At 44.9% G+C, this 22,783-nt stretch carries 13 protein-coding genes, 4 pseudogenes and 1 riboswitch; of the genes and pseudogenes, 13 read left to right on the forward strand and 4 right to left on the reverse strand.

All coding sequences use genetic code 11. The features are described 5' to 3' along the window. Positions 1-237: 237 nt before the first annotated feature. Positions 238-2,375 (reverse strand): annotated as a pseudogene (feoB, locus tag H1A11_RS19735) (ferrous iron transport protein B); the annotation flags it as partial. Between the two features lie 275 nt (positions 2,376-2,650). Between feoB and H1A11_RS09650 the strand changes: the two are divergent. Further along, entirely contained in the window at positions 2,651-3,094 is a 444-nt protein-coding gene (locus H1A11_RS09650) for a Fur family transcriptional regulator (RefSeq protein ID WP_060386398.1), read from the forward strand. A gap of 102 nt (positions 3,095-3,196) precedes the next feature. On the opposite strand, the pseudogene map reads toward H1A11_RS09650, so the two are convergent. The 3 genes and pseudogenes from map to H1A11_RS09665 all read right to left on the reverse strand — a co-directional run bounded on the left by map (position 3,197) and on the right by H1A11_RS09665 (position 7,113). Then, positions 3,197-4,050 (reverse strand): annotated as a pseudogene (map, locus tag H1A11_RS09655) (type I methionyl aminopeptidase). 1 nt (position 4,051) lies between these two features. Further along, positions 4,052-6,058, reverse strand: a complete 2,007-nt coding sequence (locus H1A11_RS09660) for a heavy metal translocating P-type ATPase (protein WP_117667436.1) — start codon at positions 6,056-6,058, stop codon at positions 4,052-4,054. 512 nt (positions 6,059-6,570) lie between these two features. Continuing rightward, positions 6,571-7,113, reverse strand: coding sequence for a hypothetical protein (locus H1A11_RS09665; RefSeq protein ID WP_060386396.1), 543 nt, complete (start codon positions 7,111-7,113; stop codon positions 6,571-6,573). A 50-nt stretch (positions 7,114-7,163) separates the two neighbouring features. Between H1A11_RS09665 and H1A11_RS18860 the strand changes: the two are divergent. The 12 genes and pseudogenes from H1A11_RS18860 to H1A11_RS09730 all read left to right on the forward strand — a co-directional run. After that, positions 7,164-8,026: pseudogene (locus H1A11_RS18860) on the forward strand (phage integrase SAM-like domain-containing protein); the annotation flags it as partial. A gap of 635 nt (positions 8,027-8,661) precedes the next feature. Then, a riboswitch (cobalamin riboswitch) is annotated at positions 8,662-8,854 on the forward strand. Positions 8,855-9,005: 151 nt separating this feature from the next. After that, the gene (locus H1A11_RS09680; protein ID WP_060386395.1) at positions 9,006-9,923 is read left to right on the forward strand and encodes a DUF4465 domain-containing protein; all 918 of its coding nucleotides are present in this window, start codon (positions 9,006-9,008) and stop codon (positions 9,921-9,923) included. Between the two features lie 63 nt (positions 9,924-9,986). After that, a complete protein-coding gene (locus H1A11_RS09685) occupies positions 9,987-11,768 on the forward strand; it encodes a PKD-like domain-containing protein (RefSeq protein ID WP_117667438.1) in 1,782 nt (593 codons plus the stop codon). 14 nt (positions 11,769-11,782) lie between these two features. After that, positions 11,783-13,873, forward strand: coding sequence for an epidermal growth-factor receptor (EGFR) L domain protein (locus H1A11_RS09690; RefSeq protein WP_060386393.1), 2,091 nt, complete (start codon positions 11,783-11,785; stop codon positions 13,871-13,873). Between the two features lie 61 nt (positions 13,874-13,934). After that, the gene (locus H1A11_RS09695) at positions 13,935-15,002 is read left to right on the forward strand and encodes a YncE family protein (protein ID WP_117667440.1); all 1,068 of its coding nucleotides are present in this window, start codon (positions 13,935-13,937) and stop codon (positions 15,000-15,002) included. Between the two features lie 18 nt (positions 15,003-15,020). Next, complete coding sequence (locus tag H1A11_RS09700; RefSeq protein WP_146265156.1) at positions 15,021-17,099, forward strand: TonB-dependent siderophore receptor; 2,079 nt, start codon at positions 15,021-15,023, stop codon at positions 17,097-17,099. An 11-nt stretch (positions 17,100-17,110) separates the two neighbouring features. Then, entirely contained in the window at positions 17,111-18,250 is a 1,140-nt protein-coding gene (locus H1A11_RS09705; protein ID WP_060386391.1) for an ABC transporter substrate-binding protein, read from the forward strand. Next, positions 18,251-19,231, forward strand: a complete 981-nt coding sequence (locus H1A11_RS09710; protein WP_060386390.1) for an iron ABC transporter permease — start codon at positions 18,251-18,253, stop codon at positions 19,229-19,231. Continuing rightward, positions 19,228-19,986, forward strand: a complete 759-nt coding sequence (locus tag H1A11_RS09715; RefSeq protein WP_060386389.1) for an ABC transporter ATP-binding protein — start codon at positions 19,228-19,230, stop codon at positions 19,984-19,986. Before H1A11_RS09710 ends, H1A11_RS09715 begins: the two co-directional genes overlap by 4 nt. Then, a pseudogene (locus H1A11_RS09720) lies at positions 19,983-20,551 on the forward strand (DUF2284 domain-containing protein). Before H1A11_RS09715 ends, H1A11_RS09720 begins: the two are co-directional and overlap by 4 nt. Before the next feature lie 871 nt (positions 20,552-21,422). Next, positions 21,423-21,677 (forward strand): hypothetical protein, encoded by a 255-nt coding sequence (locus H1A11_RS09725; protein WP_181757155.1) that lies wholly within the window; start codon positions 21,423-21,425, stop codon positions 21,675-21,677. A 32-nt stretch (positions 21,678-21,709) separates the two neighbouring features. Beyond that, complete coding sequence (locus H1A11_RS09730; RefSeq protein WP_134855148.1) at positions 21,710-22,720, forward strand: fusion protein; 1,011 nt, start codon at positions 21,710-21,712, stop codon at positions 22,718-22,720. The last annotated feature ends 63 nt before the right edge of the window (positions 22,721-22,783 follow it).

The following is a 22,783-nucleotide window of genomic DNA, read 5'->3' on the forward strand; positions in this document are numbered from 1 at the left end:
AGTGACACTAATACTAAATCATCTTGTATTGATAAATTGCACTGATAATGTAGTGCTTTTAGCTGATTGACAATCAAATTTTACTATACATTAAAGCTCTTTTTGTTTTTATAATTACACGAACTTTTCAATTTTAACAATATTAAGAAGAGAAATAGAACATATAATTTGTATATAGTGTATCTAAAAGGAAATAAGAACAAATATTCACATTATAAAACGGAATAAAATAAGGTGTTTTTTTTTAAATCCTAACAGTTTCATCACCGGACTTATAAAATGACCTATTCTGCCGATATAGGAATTTTCCTGTTGTTTCAAGTTTCGGAAGGCAGTCAATTCCTTTATCTTCTGTTCTTTTGTTGAAAAGTCTTTTTCTGTCTGTTCTATCCGGCTGATTTCTTTGTCGAGGGCATCAAGCTTTTCAGAATGATGGGGATAATATCCAAGAAACCATACGATGACAGAAGCTACAAGAATGACACTTCCCCTTTTATGCAGATACTGTTTGGCTTTTTCCCACATATGTATACAGATGGCGCGTGTAGTAGGCATCCGGTAAGGAGGCAGTTTCATTACAAAAGGAACATCCTCGTTCTTGAATAAAAACTTTCTGAACAATCTGGCCATGCATACCGCAGCTGTAATACCTGTAAGGCATAAGACTAAAAGCATGGTTCCCGCATATTCCGCAAAAAAAGTTCCGCATATTAATACATAGAGAGGCAGACGGGCACTGCAACTCATCAGAGGGACAGCCAGCATGGTTATCATGCGGCTACTCCGGCTTTCTATGGTACGGGTAGCCATTACAGCCAATACGTTGCATCCGAATCCCATAATCAGCAGAATGAACGACTTGCCATGCAAGCCCATTTTGTGCATCAATTTGTCCATAATAAATGCTGTCCGTACCATATATCCGAAATCCTCCATCAGTAATATGAAAAAGTACAGAATCAGAATTTGCGGCAGGAACACAATGATACCGCCCACACTGTTTATAATTCCGTTAGTCAGCAAATCCGCCAACGGACCGGGAGCAAAATTCTCCTGTACCAGTTGTTCCATCCAGCTCATCCAGGAGTCGATCCATCCTTTAGGATATTCTCCGATGACAAAAGTGGCTTCGAACATGAGCCATAGGAAGAAAATGAACAGAGAAAAACCAAGCAACTTGCTGGTGGCAATATGGTCAATCAACTTTGTTTTGTCTTTTTTATGCATGGGATTTTCATGATAAGTCTCCCGGAGTGCTCCTGATATAAAGCCATAACGGACATCTGTGAAAGCGGTTTCCGAATCAGTCTGCAACAAATCTTGAATGGTGTTTATAGCCTTTTCCCTCACTGCCATCAGCCGGGAATAATTCCCCCATCTCTTGACCATTCTTTCTATCTCCACATCCTTTTCCAATAGTTTGATGGCAAGGAAACGTTTGGAAAAACGCTCGGCTACGTTCCCGTAGATTTTCAATTCCTTATGCATTCTATCAATTTCCGTTTCCAGCGTATTGCCATAGTTTATGTGTATATGGCGCGTCAGCGGTTCTTTGCCTCATACACTTCTATGATTTTTTTCAGCAAGCTGTCTATGCCGAAACCGGTTTTACCGATAGTGGGTATAATCGGTACACCTATCATCCGTGCCAGAGATACATAGTCGAACCTGTCGCCTTTCTTCTCAAGTTCATCATACATGTTCACGGCAATGACCATGTGGGTATCCATGTCAATCAACTTGCTGGTAAGATATAGATTCCGTTCAAGATTCGATGTGTCAATCACATTGACAACAATGTCTGGCTAGTCCTCTTTCAAGTATTTACGGACATATAGTTCTTCCAGAATATAGGTGGACAAGGAATAAGTTCCCGGAAGATCTATGATTTTAAATGTATATTCGTCCTGGGTGAACACCTCTTCTTTGGCATCTACCGTGACTCCACTGTAATTGCCTACATGCTCATACGCTCCAGATGCAAAATTGAACATAGATGTTTTTCCACAATTCGGATTACCGACCAGTGCGATATTGATAGTTTTCCCTCTGTCTTTAGCAAATCGAATAAAATCTTCGTGTGACAGAGTAGTAAGTGTATTAACCTGTGACTCCGTGTCTGTTATTGTACCATATTCGTGTTGATATTCATTCATGCTTACAACTTCCACCAGCTCTGCATCACTTTTGCTAAGAGAAACATTATAGCCCATCACCTTGTAATAGACAGGATCGCCCAAAGGCGCACTCCGGACAGCCTCCACTTCTTGTCCCTGTACAAATCCCATCTCGATAATGCGCTTTCTGAAAGGCCCTCTACCGAGTACTTTCGTAATGATTCCTTTGTCATCCCTTTTTAAATCAGAAAGTTTCATATCAATATTTTAATGTTTGATTTTTATCTTTTATCGGCAAAGTTAGAGCGGATTATTTGCAATCTTGTTGCATGTTTTTTTGTTGTTTCGATAAAAAACTGTAATTCAATAATTAATGTTATTTCTAAACATATTTGCAACAAGATTGCAAATAAAAAAATGTATTTTTGCAGTGCTAAAACAGATAAAGAATACTGCATGGAAAAGGCGGTATAAAATACCGCCTTTTCCACTTGATAGCTTTACTGATTGTTGAACTTTAAAAATTCATATCCATGTCAATAAAGCAATGTGAAGACAGACTGCTGGACAGGGGACTACGTCCGACCCCGGCAAGAATCCTAACTCTACGTAAATTATCCGAACTGGAATATCCTGTTTCTCTGCTTGAACTTGAGACTATGCTTGACACATTGGACAAGTCTACCATTTCCCGTTCATTGGCTGTACTCCTGAAACGTCATGCCATTCATTCATTTGAAGATGGAAGCGGATCAACCAAATATGAGATTTGCAGAAGTACGGTGGAACATTGTCCTATAGAAGAGCAACATGTACATTTCCATTGTGAAGCTTGCAACAGAACATTCTGTATGAAAGAGCATAAAATCCCAATAATCAGCCTTCCCAATGGCTATGCAATCGAAAACATCAATTATACCATAAAAGGGGTATGTCCTGAATGCCAATGTCAACAACGAAAGGTATTGACAAATTAGGAGAAAGACAATACCACATAGGTGTAAATATTGAGTTTAATATAGAAAGAGACTCCTTATAGTAATTCTTATGGAGTTACTCTTTCTTTATCATCATTGTTGTCAGTGGGCTAAAATTTCGGGCTCTGACTCTGTGATTAAAATGGTATACTCCCATTGTGCAGACGGCAGGCGGTCTTCTGTATAAACAGTCCATCCGTCTGATTGATCCATCACGACTTTCCAAGTACCCATATTAAGCATCGGCTCTATGGTTAATGTCATACCAGGAACCAATAGCATACCTGAGCTCTTTCTACCATAATGCAACACTTCCGGCTCCTCGTGGAACTGTATTCCTACACCATGACCGCAAAAATCACGAACTACAGAAAAGCCATTGCGCTTGGCATGGCACTCTATTACATGACCTACATCACCCAAAAAAGTAAACGCCTGAGCGGCTTGCACTCCCTTTTTCAGACACTCTTCAGTAACACGTACCAGCTTTTCTTTTTCTGAAGAGGTTTTCCCAATAATAAACATCCGTGAAGCGTCTGCATAAAAACCGTTAACTATCGTTGTACAGTCTACGTTTACAATATCACCTTCATGGAGCACCTGATTCTCATTAGGAATGCCGTGGCACACCACTTCATTAACCGAAATACAACAGCTATTCGGAAAACCGTGATACCCCAATGTTGCAGGAATACCCTGGTGATCCATGGTATATTCATACACCAAACGGTCTATTTCTGCGGTACTGATACCTTCCCGAATATTTTCCTCCACACAATCCAATACAGCTGTATTCAACAGTCCACTTTTCCTTATTCCTTCAATTTGTTCCGGCAATTTAATGAGTTTTCGTGAGGGAACCAGTCTGCCTTTTTTTCCCAATACATCACTTTTTTATCAACTTCTGTCAAAGGCATGCCCGGAATGGGATGCCATTGATACTTTGCTTTCTTCATCTTATTTAAATTTTTTAGCCAAAATACGGATTGAATTCAACACAGCTAATAAAGCCACTCCTACATCAGCAAAAACAGCTCCCCATAATGAAGCGTATCCCAAGACCCCTGCCAACAAAATGATAACTTTCATGCTGATAGCCCCAATGATATTCTGCCATACTATACATTGTGTGGCACGTCCTATTTCAATGGCTGTAGCCACCTTCGATGGTTGGTCTGTTTGAATTACCACATCAGCACTTTCAATGGCTGCATCCGACCCTAGACCACCCATGGCAATACCTACATTGCTAAGAGCCAATACAGGTGCATCGTTCATGCCATCGCCTACAAAAGCTACAGTACGAGTAGCATGAAATGACAACTTCTGAATATAGGTAGCTTTGTCTTCAGGTAGCAAGTCACCATGTGCCTGCGGAATTTCCAGTTCGCGAGCCACTTTTTCCACTAATGATTGCTTGTCGCCTGATAGCAGATGGATATCTTTTACGCCTAATTCCTTTAGATACCGGATAGCTTGTACCGCATCCTCTTTCAATTTGTCAGCCAACCATACAGCTCCGGCATATACTCCGTCTATAGCACATACGACAACCGTCATTTCAGATTCAAGTACCTTAGATGGTACTACCGTCTTCCGCATCAAAAGTAGTCGTGGATTCCCTACCAGTACATTTTTTCCATCAATAATGGTTTCCACACCATATCCAGCTATTTCCTGCATGGATAAGGCCGAATGTAAGGAAATATGCTGCCCCCGCACATACTGCTGAATGGCTTGTGCAATAGGGTGAGTACTCTTCTGTTCAGCCGTTCCGATGATTGCAAGCAATTCCTCTTTCTTCAAGGTAGCAGCTTGGACAGATGCTACTTCAAACTGCCCGGTAGTCAATGTTCCGGTTTTATCAAAAGCAATGCTGTCTAATTTTGTGATAGCATTCAGATAATTACCTCCTTTAAAAAGGATACCCGCACGGGAAGCAGCACCGATTCCACCATAATATCCCAAAGGAATACTGATGATCAAGGCACAAGGACAGGAAATCACCAAGAAAACCAGTGCACGATAAAGCCAGTCGGCAAATACATAATCGAAAGAAGGAGCTAACCATTCCACCACTGCAGGTATTATAACTACCAGTGCCGAAAGGAATAGCACCAAAGGCGTATAAATCCGGGCAAAACGCCGTATGAACAGTTCTGTCGGAGCTTTCCGTGCGGATGCTTCCTGAACCAAAGAGAGAATACGAGCTAATGCACTCTGCTCGTAAGGACGTTTCACTTCTAAATCAACCTTCTGGTTAAAGGCAATCATGCCTGCCAGCACCTCACCGTTTACCTCAATAGAACGAGGCATACTTTCACCTGTCAAAGCCGAAGTATCAAACAGTGCCGATTCGTTTATCAATGTACCGTCCAACGGTATTCTTTCTCCCGGTTTCACCTCGATGCGCTCACCTACCTGCACCTCCTTGGGTGCCACTTCGATAAAAGCTCCATTCCGGAATACCTGGGCACGTTCCGGACGGACATCCAGCAGTTCTCCAATATTCTTAGTAGCACGTTCCACAGCTCCATGCTGCAACATCTCCCCTACTGTATAGAGTAACATTACAGCTACAGCTTCGGGGTATTCACCGATACAGAAAGCTCCGATTGAAGCAATGAGCATCAAAGTGAACTCATTGAAAAAATCCTTGTCACGCATGCTGTGCCAAGCAGCATGCAACACCGGCAAACCTACAGGCATAAAGGCAAGCAGATACCACACAGACTGGATTGTACCCTGAAACCAACTTAGCTGGATATAGCTCATCACGATACCTGCCAACAACAACATCCCCGAAACAAGAGAGCTCCATTTACCGGACACTCCATCGGCATGATGATGGGCACAGCAAGAGTCGGCATGAGGTGAAGATACAGATGGGGATACATACTGGGCTTGGCAGCAGGATTCTGCTGCATGTAGTTGTTGAAACGGATTAGAATGTATTGTTTTCATACTGAGATATATTTTTCTTTCACACTGCAAAGGTAGAACATATCTCATACAACTTGGTTGCAAAGCACATATCAGCACCTGAAAGAATAAAGACGGATGCCCTATAAATTAAGAGCATCTGCCTTCTTCTTTAATTACACGGTCACACTACATGCTTACGACTCTGATCCGGTCAGTAAAAGCGGACTAAGCAGCTTTTGCCCCTTCTCCCCATGGATATGACAATCTGCTTATACGCCATATCAGAAACGTCACAGGCAGCATATACTTCCGGAACAGAGAGCCAGTTTGTCCGTGATGATTTCATCCGCATTGTTTACTTGAACAACATCCCGGAAGAAAAAACTTCTATAGAGATCATATTTTTTCTGTTCTTTAATTATATACATTATCTGTAACAAAACACAGAGACATTAAAAAGAAAGAAGAGAAATACACATTAATAAGGTATTTCTCTTCTTGGCACAATCATCTGTGGTTTATTTATGTACGGAAAAAATGACTATTTTCTTTTAGTTACCTTGAGAATGTCCGTCATGGAGAGGGATTTCATAAAAATCTTCTGCCCCGATTTCTTCGATAATATGTGTACCATCTGATGAAATATATCCTACAGATGTAGCATAACGTTCCCAATCGGAAACTAACTCCTTCAGTTTGTCGGTATATTGATGAGACAAATCTTTTTTCTCGGAATAATCACGACTTATATCATACAGCTTCCAGTGCATACCGTCCCCATAAGGAGGAAGTAGAAGGGTCGCTTTCCACTGTCCCTTTATGACTGCCTTGCTTTCTGCCATTTCAAAACAGATGGCCTCGTTATCCGTGCGTGACGGTGTTTCTGATGAGAAAGTAGCACGGAGAGATTTTCCATAAAGTGGTGCAAGCTTCTTGCCCCTGTACACATCCGGTCTGGAAATCCCGACATAATCCAGTACTGTAGGAAACAAATCAGTGACATGCATCAAGTTGCTGGTATCTATCTTGCCTCGCTGTACATCCAGACCAGAAACAATCAATGGTACACAAATACCTCCTTCCGCTGTAGTCATTTTATAATACGCATAGGGCGTGTTGCAAGCCTCCGCCCATGCCTTTCCTAAAGATACATCAGTACATTTGCGATCATGACAGTTTTGTTACGGCCAAGAAAGTATATAACCGCTATGCAGGTTTCTCAAAGGAATGCCATACTCTTATGGTACTCTTCAGAGAACAGATTGAATCGTATAAAGAAAAGATAGGCAAAGGAAAGGCGGAAAGCACTTACCGTGGACTGGTTGCCGACTACAAGAGTCTTTTGCTTTTCATGAAAACCAAAAAGAACATCGAGGATATAGCTATTGACGAGCTTGAAAAGTCGTTCATTGAGGACTATTACACATGGATGCTCGGCACGGCAGGCAATGCGAATGCCACCGCTTTCAACCGTGTCAATACCCTGAAATGGCCGATGTACATCGCGCAGGAAAAGGGTTGGTTGCGAGTCCATCCTTTCACATCCTTCGAGTGCAAGCCGGAATACAAGAAAAGGTCTTTTCTTACTGAAGAGGAATTACAGAGAATCATCCACGTGGAGCTGAAATACAAACGCCAGCGTGCCATGCGAGACATGTTTCTCTTCATGTGCTTCACCGGTCTTTCCTATGTGGACCTGAAAGCCATAACATACGATAATATCCATACCGACTCCACGGCGGCACATGGCTGATGGGCAACCGTATAAAAACGGGAGTGGCGTATGTCGTAAAATTATTGCCTATTGCTATCGAACTGATTAAAAAATATAGGGGTACGGATGAAAAGAAAGACTCTCCTGAATGTGCCTTTCCGGTAGGTGAATACAATGCCATGCGGCTCAGCCTTGGAATCATAGGCAGGAAATGCAACTGCCGGGTCGAGGTCATCCCGTATCTTGCACGCCACGCATTTGCCGTTCTGGCCATACTCAAGAGGATGCTGCTGTAAACCCTTCAGAAAGTGTTTGGGCATAAGTCCATCACATACGTCCTGCGCATCCATTCACTTGTCCGGCGCAGACGGGGCAATCTTTTTCTGGAAGTCGCCCATCTGTACGACCAGCGTGCTGACCAGCTTTCTCAACTCCTAATACGCACTTGTTTCAATAATTGTCAGTTCCATACTAAAATTCTTTTTAAGATTCTGAATATGCGACAAAGTAACGCACATCCTATATCCTTTCCAAACAGATAATATCAGAGTCTTCCGTTGGCGTGCATTGGCGTATCTAACGTTAAAAGAGAAGGCCCTTCACCTGCATCCATGCGGCAACGGAACTTCCATTCCCTTACTTGTTTTCCATAAATTTATAGGATTAATTTCTGGTGCATAATATTAATAGTCATTATTCTGTCTGTTTTTTTTGCTTGCATAATTGCAGCTAACAGTTATCTATTCCAAAACGCATTGTTATGGAAAATGGCAAGCTGTTTTGGTGGTTTATGGATATTGTGTATGATAATTGCCGTCTTCGTTTGTCGTAAACTTGAATGCTCTAATTAAAACAGTACGGTTGTCATGCTTTGTGTGTTTTATTATAAATATTATGAATTATTTGGAATTGATATGTAATATAGATAATTTTGCAGTCAAGAAATGGTTTCGGGAGGTTTACGTCTTCCGAATGAAAAGGGAACCCGGTGAAAATCCGGGACAGTACCCGCTGCTGTGAGTCCACAAAAACGGACATCGAACTTTTGCCACTGGTGTAATACCGGGAAGGCACGATGACCGGGACGAGTCAGAAGACCTGCCATGACTGGAATGAGATTTACACCTGCGGGATATACGGGTCGTAATCAAATAAGGAATAGCTCATTGGCCATTCAATATTTGAAGACAGACATATTCCCGTTCGTGTAAGTTCGCACGAACGTTTTTTTTGTGTTTGTTAATAATATGTTTACATTAAAATGAGTGACCTATGAAAAGAAAATTACGCTTTCTGGCAGGTGCCTGTCTATTTACCGCAACCGCCTTGTTCTCCGGCTGTAGCTCGGACGATGACTTTTTGATGGAACCGGTTGATTCCGGAACTTCGCAAACCCGTGCTGTGACAAATCCGGACGGTACTTTAACTGTCACTTTCGATGATTTCAATCCCGGCATGTTGGCAGGACCTACCTCGGCCGGAGAAAATCTTTATTCGTACCAAGGGTATCCTCAAGTAACCACCATTTATGACAATACTCCGGAAGAATATCTCTTTCTTTCAATGTTTAATACAGTAGGTGGAAGCACAGAGTATTCCAGCGGCGGCATCGCACTTTCCAACTGGAACATCCGCTCCAATCAATCGGGGAATACCGGAGACTGGTGGTATTCCTATCTGAACCAGTGTTCTGTCTATAACACTGCGGTGGAAGCGGAAGGACAGGATAAGGAAGCCGGGCATAGCGGCTCCAATTTCGGTGTCGTTTACGGATATGTGGATGCTTACAATCAGGCATGGATGGCTAAACCAGAATTTTATTTCAATGTTCCCCGGAAATTGGTCGGCCTGTGGATCTGCAACACCTCATACACTTATGGTGTCATCACTTATGGTAATCAGTTCGGTCCTACGGGGGTAGCGACTCCTCTGAAAGAGATGAAAGGGTATTTCCAAGTGAATCTGGAGTGTTATGATGCGGATGGCGGTCTGATCCGCACTTACAAACGCCTTTTAGCCGATTATCGTGACGGCCAACAACAGGTTGATCCTATCACGACATGGGATTATTGGGAAATCAATGCCGAAGAGGTGCAAAGTGTGAAATTCAACTTCGAGGGTTCGGATTCGGGAGCATACGGTTTGAATACTCCGGCTTATATCTGTATCGATGATATCACCATACAATAAAAAGAATACAGGGATATCCCTTCTGTCGGGGTATCCCTGTTATTTTTCTAAAATCCACACATTATGCATCGTTTTTACTATTTTATTATTTTTGCCTGTATGCTGTTTACCTCCTGCAACAAGGATGAAGTCATTACCGAAGAAGTAGGAGGACAACCTATAATAGAACTTGACAGCGAGACCGGCATTTACACGGTCAAGGTCGGTCATGAATTGACTATCGCCCCGACATACCAGAATGTTGAAGATGCTCTTTTTGCTTGGACGATAGACGGTACGCTGGTTTCTTCGGGTCCGTCTCTTCAACGTACATGGAATGAATGCGGGGATTTTTACGTCAAACTAAGAGTAGACAATGCGGAAGGCTATGCCGAAGAGGAACTGAAAGTAGAAGTGAAAGAACTCACCCCTCCGGTTATCTCACTGGCACTTCCTTCGCAGGGATTAAAAGTCGTCCGGAATACCGATTACACATTTACTCCCGATATTCAGCATTCGGATGTAGAAGGGTTCAAAATCGAATGGGTACGGGAAGGAAAAATCGTTTCCACCGAGAATACTTATACCTTCAATGAAAAAGAACTCGGTGTTTATACGGTGACAATCAACGCTTCCAATATAGATGGGACAACAACAAAGGACGTAAGCGTAGAGGTCGTGGAAACGATGCCCTACGTTGTCAAATTCCCGACCCCGTCTTACCAGCAAACATCCACGGACAGGTACACTTTTGCCGACCGTCCTGTTTTCCTGCGCCCATTGTTGGAGTATTTCGATAATCCCCGTTTTGAGTGGAGTGTGGACGGTCAGGTCATGGAAGGAGAAGTGGAACGCATGTTCAAGTTCACGCCGTCCGCACCCGGAGAATACACCGTCTCCTGTACTGTTTTGGAAGACACACCGACGGAAAAAATAAGTAGGAATATCGACAAAGGAAAGACGGCTGTCACTGCCACTGTAAAAGTCGTCTGTGTGGACAAAAAAGAGCAGGACGGATTCTTGGCTTCGGGAAGTTCCAAGCTCTGGAATAAAGTCTATGAATATACCCCGGCTCCCGGCCAATTTATCAACGAAACGAGCACGATAGGCGGTATGACCGGCAATGAGACATCCCCTGAAGCGGCTGTCGCATGGGCAACACAGCGTCTAAAAGACAAACTGCACGTCTCTTTAGGTTCTTTCGGCGGTTATATCATCGTCGGTTTCGACCACAGTATTCCCAATTCGGGTAACCAATATGATTTCTGTGTTCAGGGGAACGCCTTTGACGGAAGTTCCGAACCGGGTATCGTATGGGTCATGCAGGATATAAACGGAAACGGATTGCCGGATGACGAGTGGTACGAACTGAAAGGATCTGAAGCAGGCAAGGAAGAAACAATACAGAATTTTGAAGTGACCTATTACCGTCCGGAAGGCAAAAAAATGGATGTCCAATGGATCAGTTCCGACGGTAGAAACGGCTGGGTAGACTATCTGTCCGCTTATCATACACAGGACTATTATTATCCGGCTTGGATTTCGGAAAACAGTTATACCCTGACAGGCACTTGTTTGGCCGCCCGCAACACCCAAGATTCACAAACCGGTTATTGGGATAATCAGAGTTATGACTGGGGGTATGTGGATAATTTTGGAAACGACCAGATAGAAGGCGGCAGTACGGTAGATGGAAGCGGGCAAAGGAACGGTTTCAAAATTTCCAATGCCATCCATGCCGATGGAACGGAAGCCAATCTGCAATATATTGATTTTATCAAAGTGCAATGCGGTGTCTTGGCCAAAAGCGGCTGGTTGGGCGAAGTTTCAACGGAAGTATTTTCTTTTGAGGATTTAACAAAATAACAATAAATACAAGTATGAAAAATTATTTTCTTCCCATGCTCCTATCCTTGTTCTTTTTGGGAGCATGTGACAAAAACGATGAAATTATACCTGAAGATGCAGATGAGAATTTCATCACGTCAGTTGTGATGACTGTGGACGGAAAATCGTACACGGCCGATATTACGGACAATACAGTAACGATAACCGTTCCTTATACGGTATCGTTGAACAATGCCGAAGTGGAATTCAAGTACACCACTTCTGCAACAATCATACCTAATCCAAAAACGGTAACGGACTGGGATAACGAACGGACCTTCCGGGTGACATCCTATAACGGAGATGCCCGCGAATATGCCTATAAGGTGGTGAAAAGCGAAATAGAATCTGATGGAGATGTAGAGTTGAAGACCACCGAGGAGGTAGCTTCTTTTGCCGCAACCAAAACAACCGTTGTCAAAGGGAACCTGATTATCGGTTCTGATGCGGAAGAGGCAGAAAAAATCACTGACATATCTGCATTGGCATCTTTGAAAGAGGTTACAGGCAACATTGTCATTCGTAACAGTTACAACGGTGCAGACTTGACAGGGTTGGATAATATCGTTTCAGCCGGAGGTTTGCAGTTAGGTTCGGTCGATGTCGCCTCGAAAGCTACGGAGCTTCACATGATTTCCATGAAAGCTCTGGAAATGCTCTCCGGAGACATATCGGTATATAACGACCAAGTGACTTATGTCCTATTCGAGAAACTGGCAACTATTGAAGGAAGCGTGATGTTCAATGCGCCGTCGTTACAGAGTTTTGAGTTTCCGGTTCTGACCACTGTAGGTCAGGATCTGAATATCCAGGGACTCAATGAAGAAAACAAGGCAGCCGGAACAATCGCTTCTTTAGAATTATCGGAACTGACAAGTGTCGGAGGTGTCTTGTCCGTGAACAATCTTGCCAAACTGACTTCCATGAGCTTCCTTAAGCTGAAAGAGACCGGTGGCTTTGATTTCCACACCGTCCCCGTGATGTTGGAAACCATTAATCTACCGGAAGTCGAGACAGTAAACGGAAGTATTATTATGGAAGCCAACATGGAAACTCCTCCTACCGGTAGTTTTGTTCCCCAACGAAATGACGTGCTTCAGGCTTTCGGTGGAATGGACAAACTGACAACGGTGAAGGGGCAGATAAAGATAAAAAATTTCACGGCGCTCAAGCAGCTTCCTGACTGGAGTAAAATCACCACACTTGGAAGCATTACGTTGGATTATCTTGAAGACGTGAGCGGAACACTGATGTTGCCGAACGCCCGATTTGAAACCTTCGGAGAAACAGCTCCCCAGATTGAAATTATAAACAAGGTGCAGCTCTCCAAAATTGAAACAGCCGAAGATTTGTCAAATGTAAATTTTGTCATCACCAGTCTTACGAATAACAAGTTCCCTGAAATCATGTTCAAGAATATCAAAGACTTCACTTGTAAGCCAACCACTAACAATCCCGATTATACCATATCGACAATTCAACATGTACATGGAAATCTGTATGTGACAGGCCAAATGCGAAGCAAGGCAAAATTCCCTGACTTGGAAATCGTAGACGGATATGGATACATCCAAATGCCTATGATGGGGACTGTTTCAATGCCTGTATTGAAAGAGGTGGGTGGACAATTTTATTTGTCCGGCAATCTAACCAGTTGTGAGTTGCCTTTGTTATCCAAAATCTGTTGCTCAGCCTCTCCTGTATATTATAAAGAGGGAAAAGGTTCTTTAGCAATGACTTTACAAAGTAAATCACTGAATCTTCCGGAATTGCTTCACGTAGGAGGTGAAGGGTTGTTCGTTAATCAAGCAACAGGTATTACTTGTGCTAAGTTACAGACAATAGATGGTACGTTACAGATAAAACAAGCGAAATCTCTTTCTCAGGAAACATTTTCCATGGAGAAGTTGAAGACCTTGCATGGGGTTGTTTTTGACGGTTTGACAAAATTCACCGACTACACTTTCTTCGGTAAGTTCATAGAAAACGGAATGATTACGGAGGAAAGCTGGAGTGTGACGAAATGTGGGTATAACCCAACCTTCCAAAAAATGAGGGACAAACAATATACGCAGCAGGATTAAACCTTATACCTTAACCAGAGTACCCGTAATGATTCGGGTACTCTTTTTTATCTGAATGACAATGAGCAGAACAATACAACGGATTTGCCTTTTTCTTTTCTGCCTGCCAGTTTTCGGCAGTTGCATGAAATGGGATTATGGGGAGATGGAGAATTTCTCGGCATCGGCTTCCGGTCTTTTCATCACCAACGAGGGAAATTTCCAGTACGGCAATGCCTCGCTTTCCTACTATGATCCTGCCACGTGCGAAGTGGAGAATGAAGTGTTTTACCGTGCCAACGGGTTCAAGTTGGGCGATGTGGCCCAATCTATGGTTATCCGGGACGGTATAGGCTGGGTCGTGGTGAACAACTCGCATGTGATTTTCGCCATCGACATCAATACTTTCAAGGAAGTGGGCCGTATCACAGGTTTCACCTCACCCCGGTATATCCATTTCCTGTCGGATGAGAAAGCCTATGTGACGCAAATATGGGACTACCGCATCTTCATCATCAACCCCAAGACATACGAGATTACCGGCTATATCGAATGTCCAGACATGGACATGGAATCGGGTTCCACCGAACAAATGGTGCAATACGGCAAGTACGTCTATGTGAACTGCTGGTCGTACCAGAACCGCATCCTGAAAATCGACACGGAGACGGACAAGGTCGTGGACGAACTGACCATCGGCATACAGCCTACTTCGCTGGTCATGGACAAATACAACAAAATGTGGACCATCACGGATGGCGGTTACGAGGGCAGCCCATACGGCTACGAGGCACCGTCTCTCTACCGTATAGACACCGAGACTTTCACCGTAGAGAAACAGTTCAAGTTCAAGCTGGGCGACTGGCCTTCGGAAGTCCAGCTCAACGGTACACGGGATACGCTTTACTGGATCAATAACGATATTTGGCGAATGCCGGTGGAAGCCGACCGTGTTCCCGTCCGACCTTTTCTGGAGTTTCGGGACACCAAATACTACGGCCTTACGGTCAATCCCAACAACGGGGAAGTATATGTGGCCGACGCTATTGATTACCAGCAGCAAGGTATCGTGTATCGCTATTCGCCGCAAGGTAAGCTGATCGATGAATTTTACGTGGGAATCATTCCGGGAGCTTTCTGCTGGAAATAACGAGGAAGGAGGACAAAAATGAAAAGACATCTTATTCTATTGTTCGTGGGGGTAAGCCTGCCCTTTCTGCTTGCCGCCCAGCAAAAAAATTCCGTCAGCATTACCAAAAGGGTGCTGCGTATTCCGGAGGTTACGGTGGTAGGCAAACGACCGATGAAGGATATAGGCGTGCAACGAACCCGTTTCGATTCCATCGCCATGAAAGAGAACATCGCCTTATCTATGGCCGATGTGCTGACATTCAACTCATCCGTTTTTGTCAAGAACTACGGACGCGCCACGTTATCTACTGTAGCTTTCCGGGGTACCTCTCCCTCGCATACTCAAGTGACGTGGAATGGTATGCGCATCAACAACCCGATGCTGGGCATGACAGATTTTTCCACCATCCCTTCTTACTTTATCGATGATGCCTCGCTGCTGCACGGAACTTCGTCGGTAAACGAAACGGGCGGCGGCTTGGGTGGTCTGGTCAGGCTCTCCACTTCTCCGGCCAACCATGAAGGATTCGGGTTGCAGTACGTGCAGGGAGTGGGGTCGTTCAGCACGTTCGACGAGTTTCTCCGCCTGACCTACGGTAACAAACACTGGCAGTCCTCCACCCGTGTGGTATATTCCTCTTCTCCCAACGACTACAAATACCGAAACCGGGACAAGAAGGAAAACATCTATGACGAGGACAAGAACATCATCGGTTCCTATTATCCGACGGAGCGCAACCGCAGCGGGGCTTATAAGGATCTGCACATTTTGCAGGAAATTTATTATAACACGGGCGAAGGTGACAAGTTCGGGCTAAACGCCTGGTATATCAATTCCAACCGGGAACTGGCGATGCTCACCACGGATTACGGGAACAGCATGGACTTCGAGAACCGCCAAAGGGAGCAGACGTTTCGCAGCGTCCTCTCGTGGGAACGCGTGCGGGAGAAATGGAAGGTCGGTGTAAAAGGTGGCTATATACACACATGGATGGCCTATGATTACAGGCGGGACAAGGGAAACGGCGAAATGGCTTCGATGACCCGCTCGCGCAGTAAGATTAACACGTTCTACGGAAGTGCGGACGGGGATTATGCACCTTCAGAGAAATGGCTGTTCACGGCCGGTGTTTCCGTACACCAACATTTGGTGGAAAGCGCGGACAAAAATATCATCTCGCAGGAAGGTAACAAGGCTGTTGTCGGGTATGACAAGGGACGTGTCGAGTTTTCCGGTTCCGTTTCTGCGAAATGGCGGCCTGTCGATCGTTTTGCCGCCTCGCTTGTTCTTCGCGAGGATATGTTCGGTACGGAATGGGCCCCGGTTATCCCGGCTTTCTTCATCGACGGGGTACTGTCGAAGAAAGGCAATATCGTGGCGAAAGCATCCATCTCCCGAAACTACCGTTTCCCCACGCTGAACGATCTCTATTTTCTGCCGGGCGGTAATCCCGACCTAAAAAGCGAGCACGGCTTCACATACGACGTGGGGTTGTCATTCTCGGTGGGGAAAGAAAATGTATATGCTTTGAGCGGTGGTATCAACTGGTTCGATTCGCACATCGACGACTGGATCATCTGGCTACCCACAACCAAGGGATTCTTCTCTCCCAGAAACCTCAAGAAGGTACATGCTTACGGGGCAGAGACCAACGCCCACCTTGATGTAATGCTCGGAAGGGAATGGAAACTGGATATGAACGGAACTTTCTCGTGGACTCCCTCGATCAACGAGAGCGAACCTATGAGTCCGGCAGACCAATCCGTCGGCAAACAGTTGCCATACGTACCGGAGTTTTCCGCAGCGGTGACCGGATGTCTGTCATGGCGGACATGGAGCCTGCTCTACAAGTGGTGTTATTACAGCCAGCGTTATACCATGTCGAGTAATGATTATACCCTGACGGGCTATCTGCCTCCTTACTTCATGAATAACGTGACACTGGAAAAACAGCTCTCTTTTCGATGGGCCGACCTGTCGCTAAAGGGCAGCATCAACAACCTGTTCGATGAAGAATACCTTTCCGTATTGTCCCGTCCCATGCCGGGCATCAATTTCGAGATATTCATCGGCATAACGCCCAAGTTCGGAAAAAACAAAAATAGTAAACGATAATCTGCATCAATATGAACGCATTAAAGAATTTAAGCCTGATTCTGTTGCTTTCTCTGGCATTTACAGGCTGCCACAACAAAAGTTCAAAACTCAATGATTTCAACCTGCTGCTTTATGCTCCCGAATATGCCTCCGGCTTCGACATCAAAGGGGCGGACGGGAAGGAAAGCGTACTGATAACCGTCAGGAATCCCTGGCAGGGAGCAGACAGCGTAACCACATGGCTGTTTATCGTCCGCAACGGCGAAGAGGTTCCCGAAGGGTTTGCCGGACAGGTACTCGAAGGAGACGCCAAACGCATCGTGGCGATGTCTTCCACTCATATCGCCATGCTTGACGCGATCGGTGAAGTCCAGCGCATAACCGGCGTTTCGGGAATCGACTACATTTCCAACCCCGACATCCAAGCTCGCCGCGACAGTATTGGTGACATCGGCTATGAAGGAAACATCAACTACGAGTTGCTGCTCTCGCTCGATCCCGACCTCGTTCTGCTCTATGGGGTGAACGGCGCAAGCGCAATGGAAAGCAAACTCGAAGAACTCGACATACCGTTCATGTATGTCGGCGATTATCTCGAAGAGTCGCCTCTCGGTAAGGCTGAATGGATGGTAGTGCTTTCTGAAGTCACAGGGAAACGTGAGAAGGGTGAAAAAGCCTTTGCCGCAATCCCGGTCAGATACAACACTTTGAAAAAGAAAGTGGCCGACAGTATCCTTGGCACTCCTTCGGTTATGCTTAATGTCCCTTATGGAGACTCGTGGTTCATGCCTTCAACCCAAAGTTATGTCGCCCGCTTGATTGCCGATGCAGGCGGTCGCTATATCTACCAGAAGAACACGGGAAACGCTTCTATCCCCGTTGACTTGGAAGAAGCATACCTACTCGCGTCAGATGCGGACATGTGGCTGAACGTGGGAATGGCGAACTCCCTTGACGAATTGAAGGCATCATGTCCGAAATTCACCGATACCCGATGTTTCAAAAATGGAGAGGTGTATAATAACAACGCCCGTATCAACACAGCCGGGGGTAACGACTATTACGAGTCTGCTGTCGTGAATCCTGACATCGTGCTCCGCGACCTTGTGAAGATATTCCATCCCGAACTGGCGCAGGAAGAGTGTGTGTATTACAAGCAACTGAAATAGATGCGTTCCCGTTCGACTATATTGTCCTCCATATTGATTACGCTCACGGTCGGTCTTTTTTTACTGGACTTGGCCGTGGGAGCTGTCAATATTCCAATCCGCGATGTATGGGCAGCGCTGACTGGGGGAGATTGTCCCCGTGCCACGGAAAAGATCGTACTCAACATACGCCTCATAAAAGCTATAGTGGCACTGTTGGCCGGGGCTGCCTTATCAGTCAGCGGTCTTCAGATGCAGACCCTCTTCCGTAATCCTCTTGCCGGTCCCTATGTCCTCGGTATCAGTTCCGGTGCAAGTCTCGGTGTGGCACTCGTGGTACTTGCTGGGCTCGGTTCATCAATAGGCATTGCCGGAGCTGCATGGGTGGGTGCGGCTGTCGTATTGCTCGTGATAACTGCCGTTGGACAGCGAATAAAAGACATCATGGTAATCCTGATTCTGGGTATGATGTTCTCATCGGGCGTAGGCGCTGTCGTGCAGATTTTGCAGTATATAGCCAATGACGAGTCTCTAAAAATGTTTGTGATATGGACGATGGGAGCATTAGGGGATGTGACAGCGCAACAACTTGCCATCTTTGTTCCATCAGTATTAGTCGGGTTGTTATTGGCTGTAATAACAATCAAGTCGCTTAATCTTTTGTTGTTTGGAGAAGAGTATGCCATAACGATGGGACTGAATATTCAGCGTTCACGCGGCCTATTGTTTCTCTCGACAACGCTGCTCGCCGGAACGATAACCGCTTTTTGCGGTCCGATAGGTTTCATAGGTCTCGCTATGCCTCATGTCACAAGAATGCTTTTCCAAAATAGCGATCATCGTGTCCTTCTACCCGGAACAATTCTTTCAGGAGCATCGATATTGCTTCTTTGCGACGTCATTTCCAAAATATTCACCTTGCCGATCAACGCCATTACAGCTCTATTGGGAATCCCAATCGTCGTATGGGTGGTTTTACGCAACAAATCCATCACCGCATGATAGAATTACAGCATTTTTCCATAGGTTACAAAGAGAACTCGTTGCTCCACGAGGTAAATGCCACGATAAAAAAAGGTCAATTGACAGCCCTTATCGGAAGAAACGGGACAGGGAAATCGACGCTACTCCGCGCCATAGCCGGTCTGAACCGGTGTTATTCCGGAAAAATCATTCTCGACGGGCACGACATCGCCTGCATGAGAACCGAAGATATGGCAAAAACGCTGGCCGTCGTCACGACCGAGCGCACGCGCATCGCCAACCTGCGGTGCAAAGATGTCGTAGCCATAGGCCGTGCTCCTTATACCAACTGGATAGGCAGGATGCAAGAGGCGGATAAGGAGATAGTCATGCAATCGCTCATCTCGGTGGGAATGGAGGCTTATGCAAACCGCACGATGGATAAAATGTCGGATGGCGAATGCCAGCGTGTGATGATTGCTCGTGCATTGGCACAGGATACTCCTATCATTCTCCTTGATGAACCGACTTCCTTTCTTGACATGCCTAATCGCTACGAACTTGTGGCGTTGCTTCGTAGGCTTGTCCACGACGAGAAAAAATGTATCATGTTCTCGACACATGAACTTGACATCGCGTTGTCCATGTGCGATTCGATAGCATTGTTAGATACCCTGAATTTAAACTGCTTGACCGCGTCTGAAATGCGGAAAAGCGGATACATTGACAGACTTTTCCAAAATGAGAACATTCGTTTTGACTCCTTATGCGGTACAATGATTTTGAAACAATGAGTACATACACTGTAGAAAATTTTACTTCAGACATCACTGTTGAAGGATATATCGCCGAATTCCGTGACGAACCACATTTTCTTGAACTTTGCAAACAATGTACCAATTATGGCAAAAGTTGGGGGTGTCCTCCATTTGATTTTGATACGGAATCGTTTCTCCGGCAATACAAGTATGCACATCTTATGGCAACGAAGATAATCCCTGAAGACAAAGATATTCCGATTGAATATACACAAAAACTCATTTTACCGGAACGAATACGAATCGAGAGCGAATTATTGGATATGGAACGGAAATATGGAGGGCGTTCATTTGCCTATATAGGTAAATGTCTTCACTCTGCCCCAATAACGAGTGTACGCGTAACTGCGGCACACCATGCCGACACCCGGAAAAAGTGCGTCCGTCACTCGAAGCCTTCGGATTTGACATAGCCAAAACGCTTGCTGAACTTTTTAACATCGAACTTCTTTGGGGAAAGGATGGCAAATTACCTGAATACCTTGTTCTCGTAAGCGGATTTTTTCATAATGAATACGAACTTTGCAACATAGCATACTAATGATTCGGACATGAAACAAACAGACAAACTAACCACATTCGGTTCAATCTGTTTTGTGATTTCAAATGAATTATAGTTAGATATGTAAAAAGCGACGCCGGAGCTTGAAATAAGTAACGGTTTATCGGTGTATCCTCCGTTAAACCGTTCATTTTCGGTTAAACGAAAACACAACATGCTGTCCGCTGGAGCGGAGCACGTTTCTTCAATAATTATTGTGTATCATACCGTTGTGTGGCTATTTTCCTGTGGTTTGTGGGGCTTTTCCATCAGATATTTGCCGGCTGTTCTCCTCATTAAAGGATAGATATATCTCCATGACCATGCGACTTACGCCCATAATTCGGGGATAAGGAGGCGAATATACGGAAAATCTGCCCTTTACATGCCCTATTGTCCATTAATGGATTAATACTTCTACACATCTGCAAATGGAGAATGACAGGTCTCGTTTTTTAATTTAATATCTTACTTGAAAAGAAATATAAGATATACCATTCCCCTGATTAAATTCAGTTTTTTTTCTGTGTTATATTACTTGTAAAATTCTATTATACCATTCAAGCAACAGCCCTTGAATCCCGCCGTATTTCAATTCTCTTTTTCCCATATAACGATTTTCCCATTTTTATTTATCCCGTCAGTAGCTCCACCTTGCCGGGTTCAGGGTGCGAAGCTACGGACGGGACCCCTAAAAATCTGCAAGGCCGCTTCGCGCCCTGCGGGTTTTGGCGAAAATTTTTCAATCCGTCCAGCCGGGCGGTTGAAAATTTTTCACCAAAAGCCTTGCATATTTTCTCCCCGTCCGTATCTGCCCCCTGAAACGAGCAAGGTGAAGCCACCGACAAGGCATAAAAAAAAAGTCAATGTTATGAAAAAGAGAATTGAAATACAGCAGGATTGGAAACGAGGCTTCGGCTCCGCTCCAACCGGCATTAAAAATTGGGTGAAGTGGTCGCTGGTCGGTTTCGTGGTCTATGTGGCGGTGCGTTTCGTGTGTGCCTTTTGGGGTGGTATTCTGCCCATGTTGGCAGTTTTGGCGGTGGTGGTTTTCCTCATCCGTGCCGTGTGGTGCATCCTTTGCGTGCTCGCTCTTTTCATCCTTGCGCTTTGCGTGATACTCTGACAGAATATGAATCATTTTAAAATCAAATCATTATGAACAAAGTACATTTATTGGGAGCCAACAGAAGTTACGACAGAGACGTTCAGACCGTTTCAGTCAACCAAGTGGTAGTATTGGATAGCTATGACAGCTATGTTGTGTATGAAGTAACCCGTGACAAGTGGGGAATAACCTATCATCTTGTCAATTTGCAGACATACGAGTTTCATACATCCGACCTTATCCGGCCGTTATCGGAAAAATTCGGAATAGGAATCTATTACGATGATGCGAACCCCAAGTTTTTAGATCCGTTGGAAACAGCCGCTTTACTCACCAAGGCAAAAGAGAAGAAAGCCGAAGAAGAAAAGAAAGCGAAGGAAACAAGAGAGGAATACGGACGTATCGCCAAAATCGGTGCGGAGCGTTTGCGCCCCCTTGTCCCGACGGATGCAAAGGCGGTCATTATCGGCACGTTACGGGTAAACGAGTGCGACAGCTATACGGACTATTATGACTACAGTATAGCAAGAACCGTCATTTTAGGCTTTTCCAAACATACACGCAACCTCTTTTCAGAAATGCGCAAGCATGCCGCCAATTTTGAGGGAACAGCCTATTTGGCGGAATATAACGCAGATTACGAACACCGGGAAAATTACAGCATGGGAGACGGTATGTATCTGGGCAGGAACAAGTACAGCGGTTGGACGGTTGAGAAAGAGCCTATCCACGACCTTGAAAAATTCATAGAACGGTATGCGCACACCGCAGGGGATGAAGCCAACCTTTGTATGAAAGCACCGCAGACGGACAGCGATACGGCAGAACAATCCACAGCAACCGCAGACTTTTCAACCCTCAGTCTTGAAATCGTGGAATACAGCGAGAAGGCGATTGCCGTATTCGGTGACACCAGGCCGATAAAGGACATTCTGAAAGACCTGAACGGTCTGTTCCGTGCGAACCTCACCTATAAGGGCGAAAGGCGTGCAGGGTGGATATATTCCAAGAAGCAGGAAACGAAAGTAAGGGAAGCACTCGCCACGTGCATCCGTGTATGACAGCATGAACGGCAGGGCGGAACAATCCGCCCGCCTATCAACGAACCCATAAAAAAGTAACGA

Source organism: Bacteroides sp. CACC 737 (assembly GCF_013874375.1).
Lineage (GTDB): Bacteria > Bacteroidota > Bacteroidia > Bacteroidales > Bacteroidaceae > Bacteroides > Bacteroides uniformis.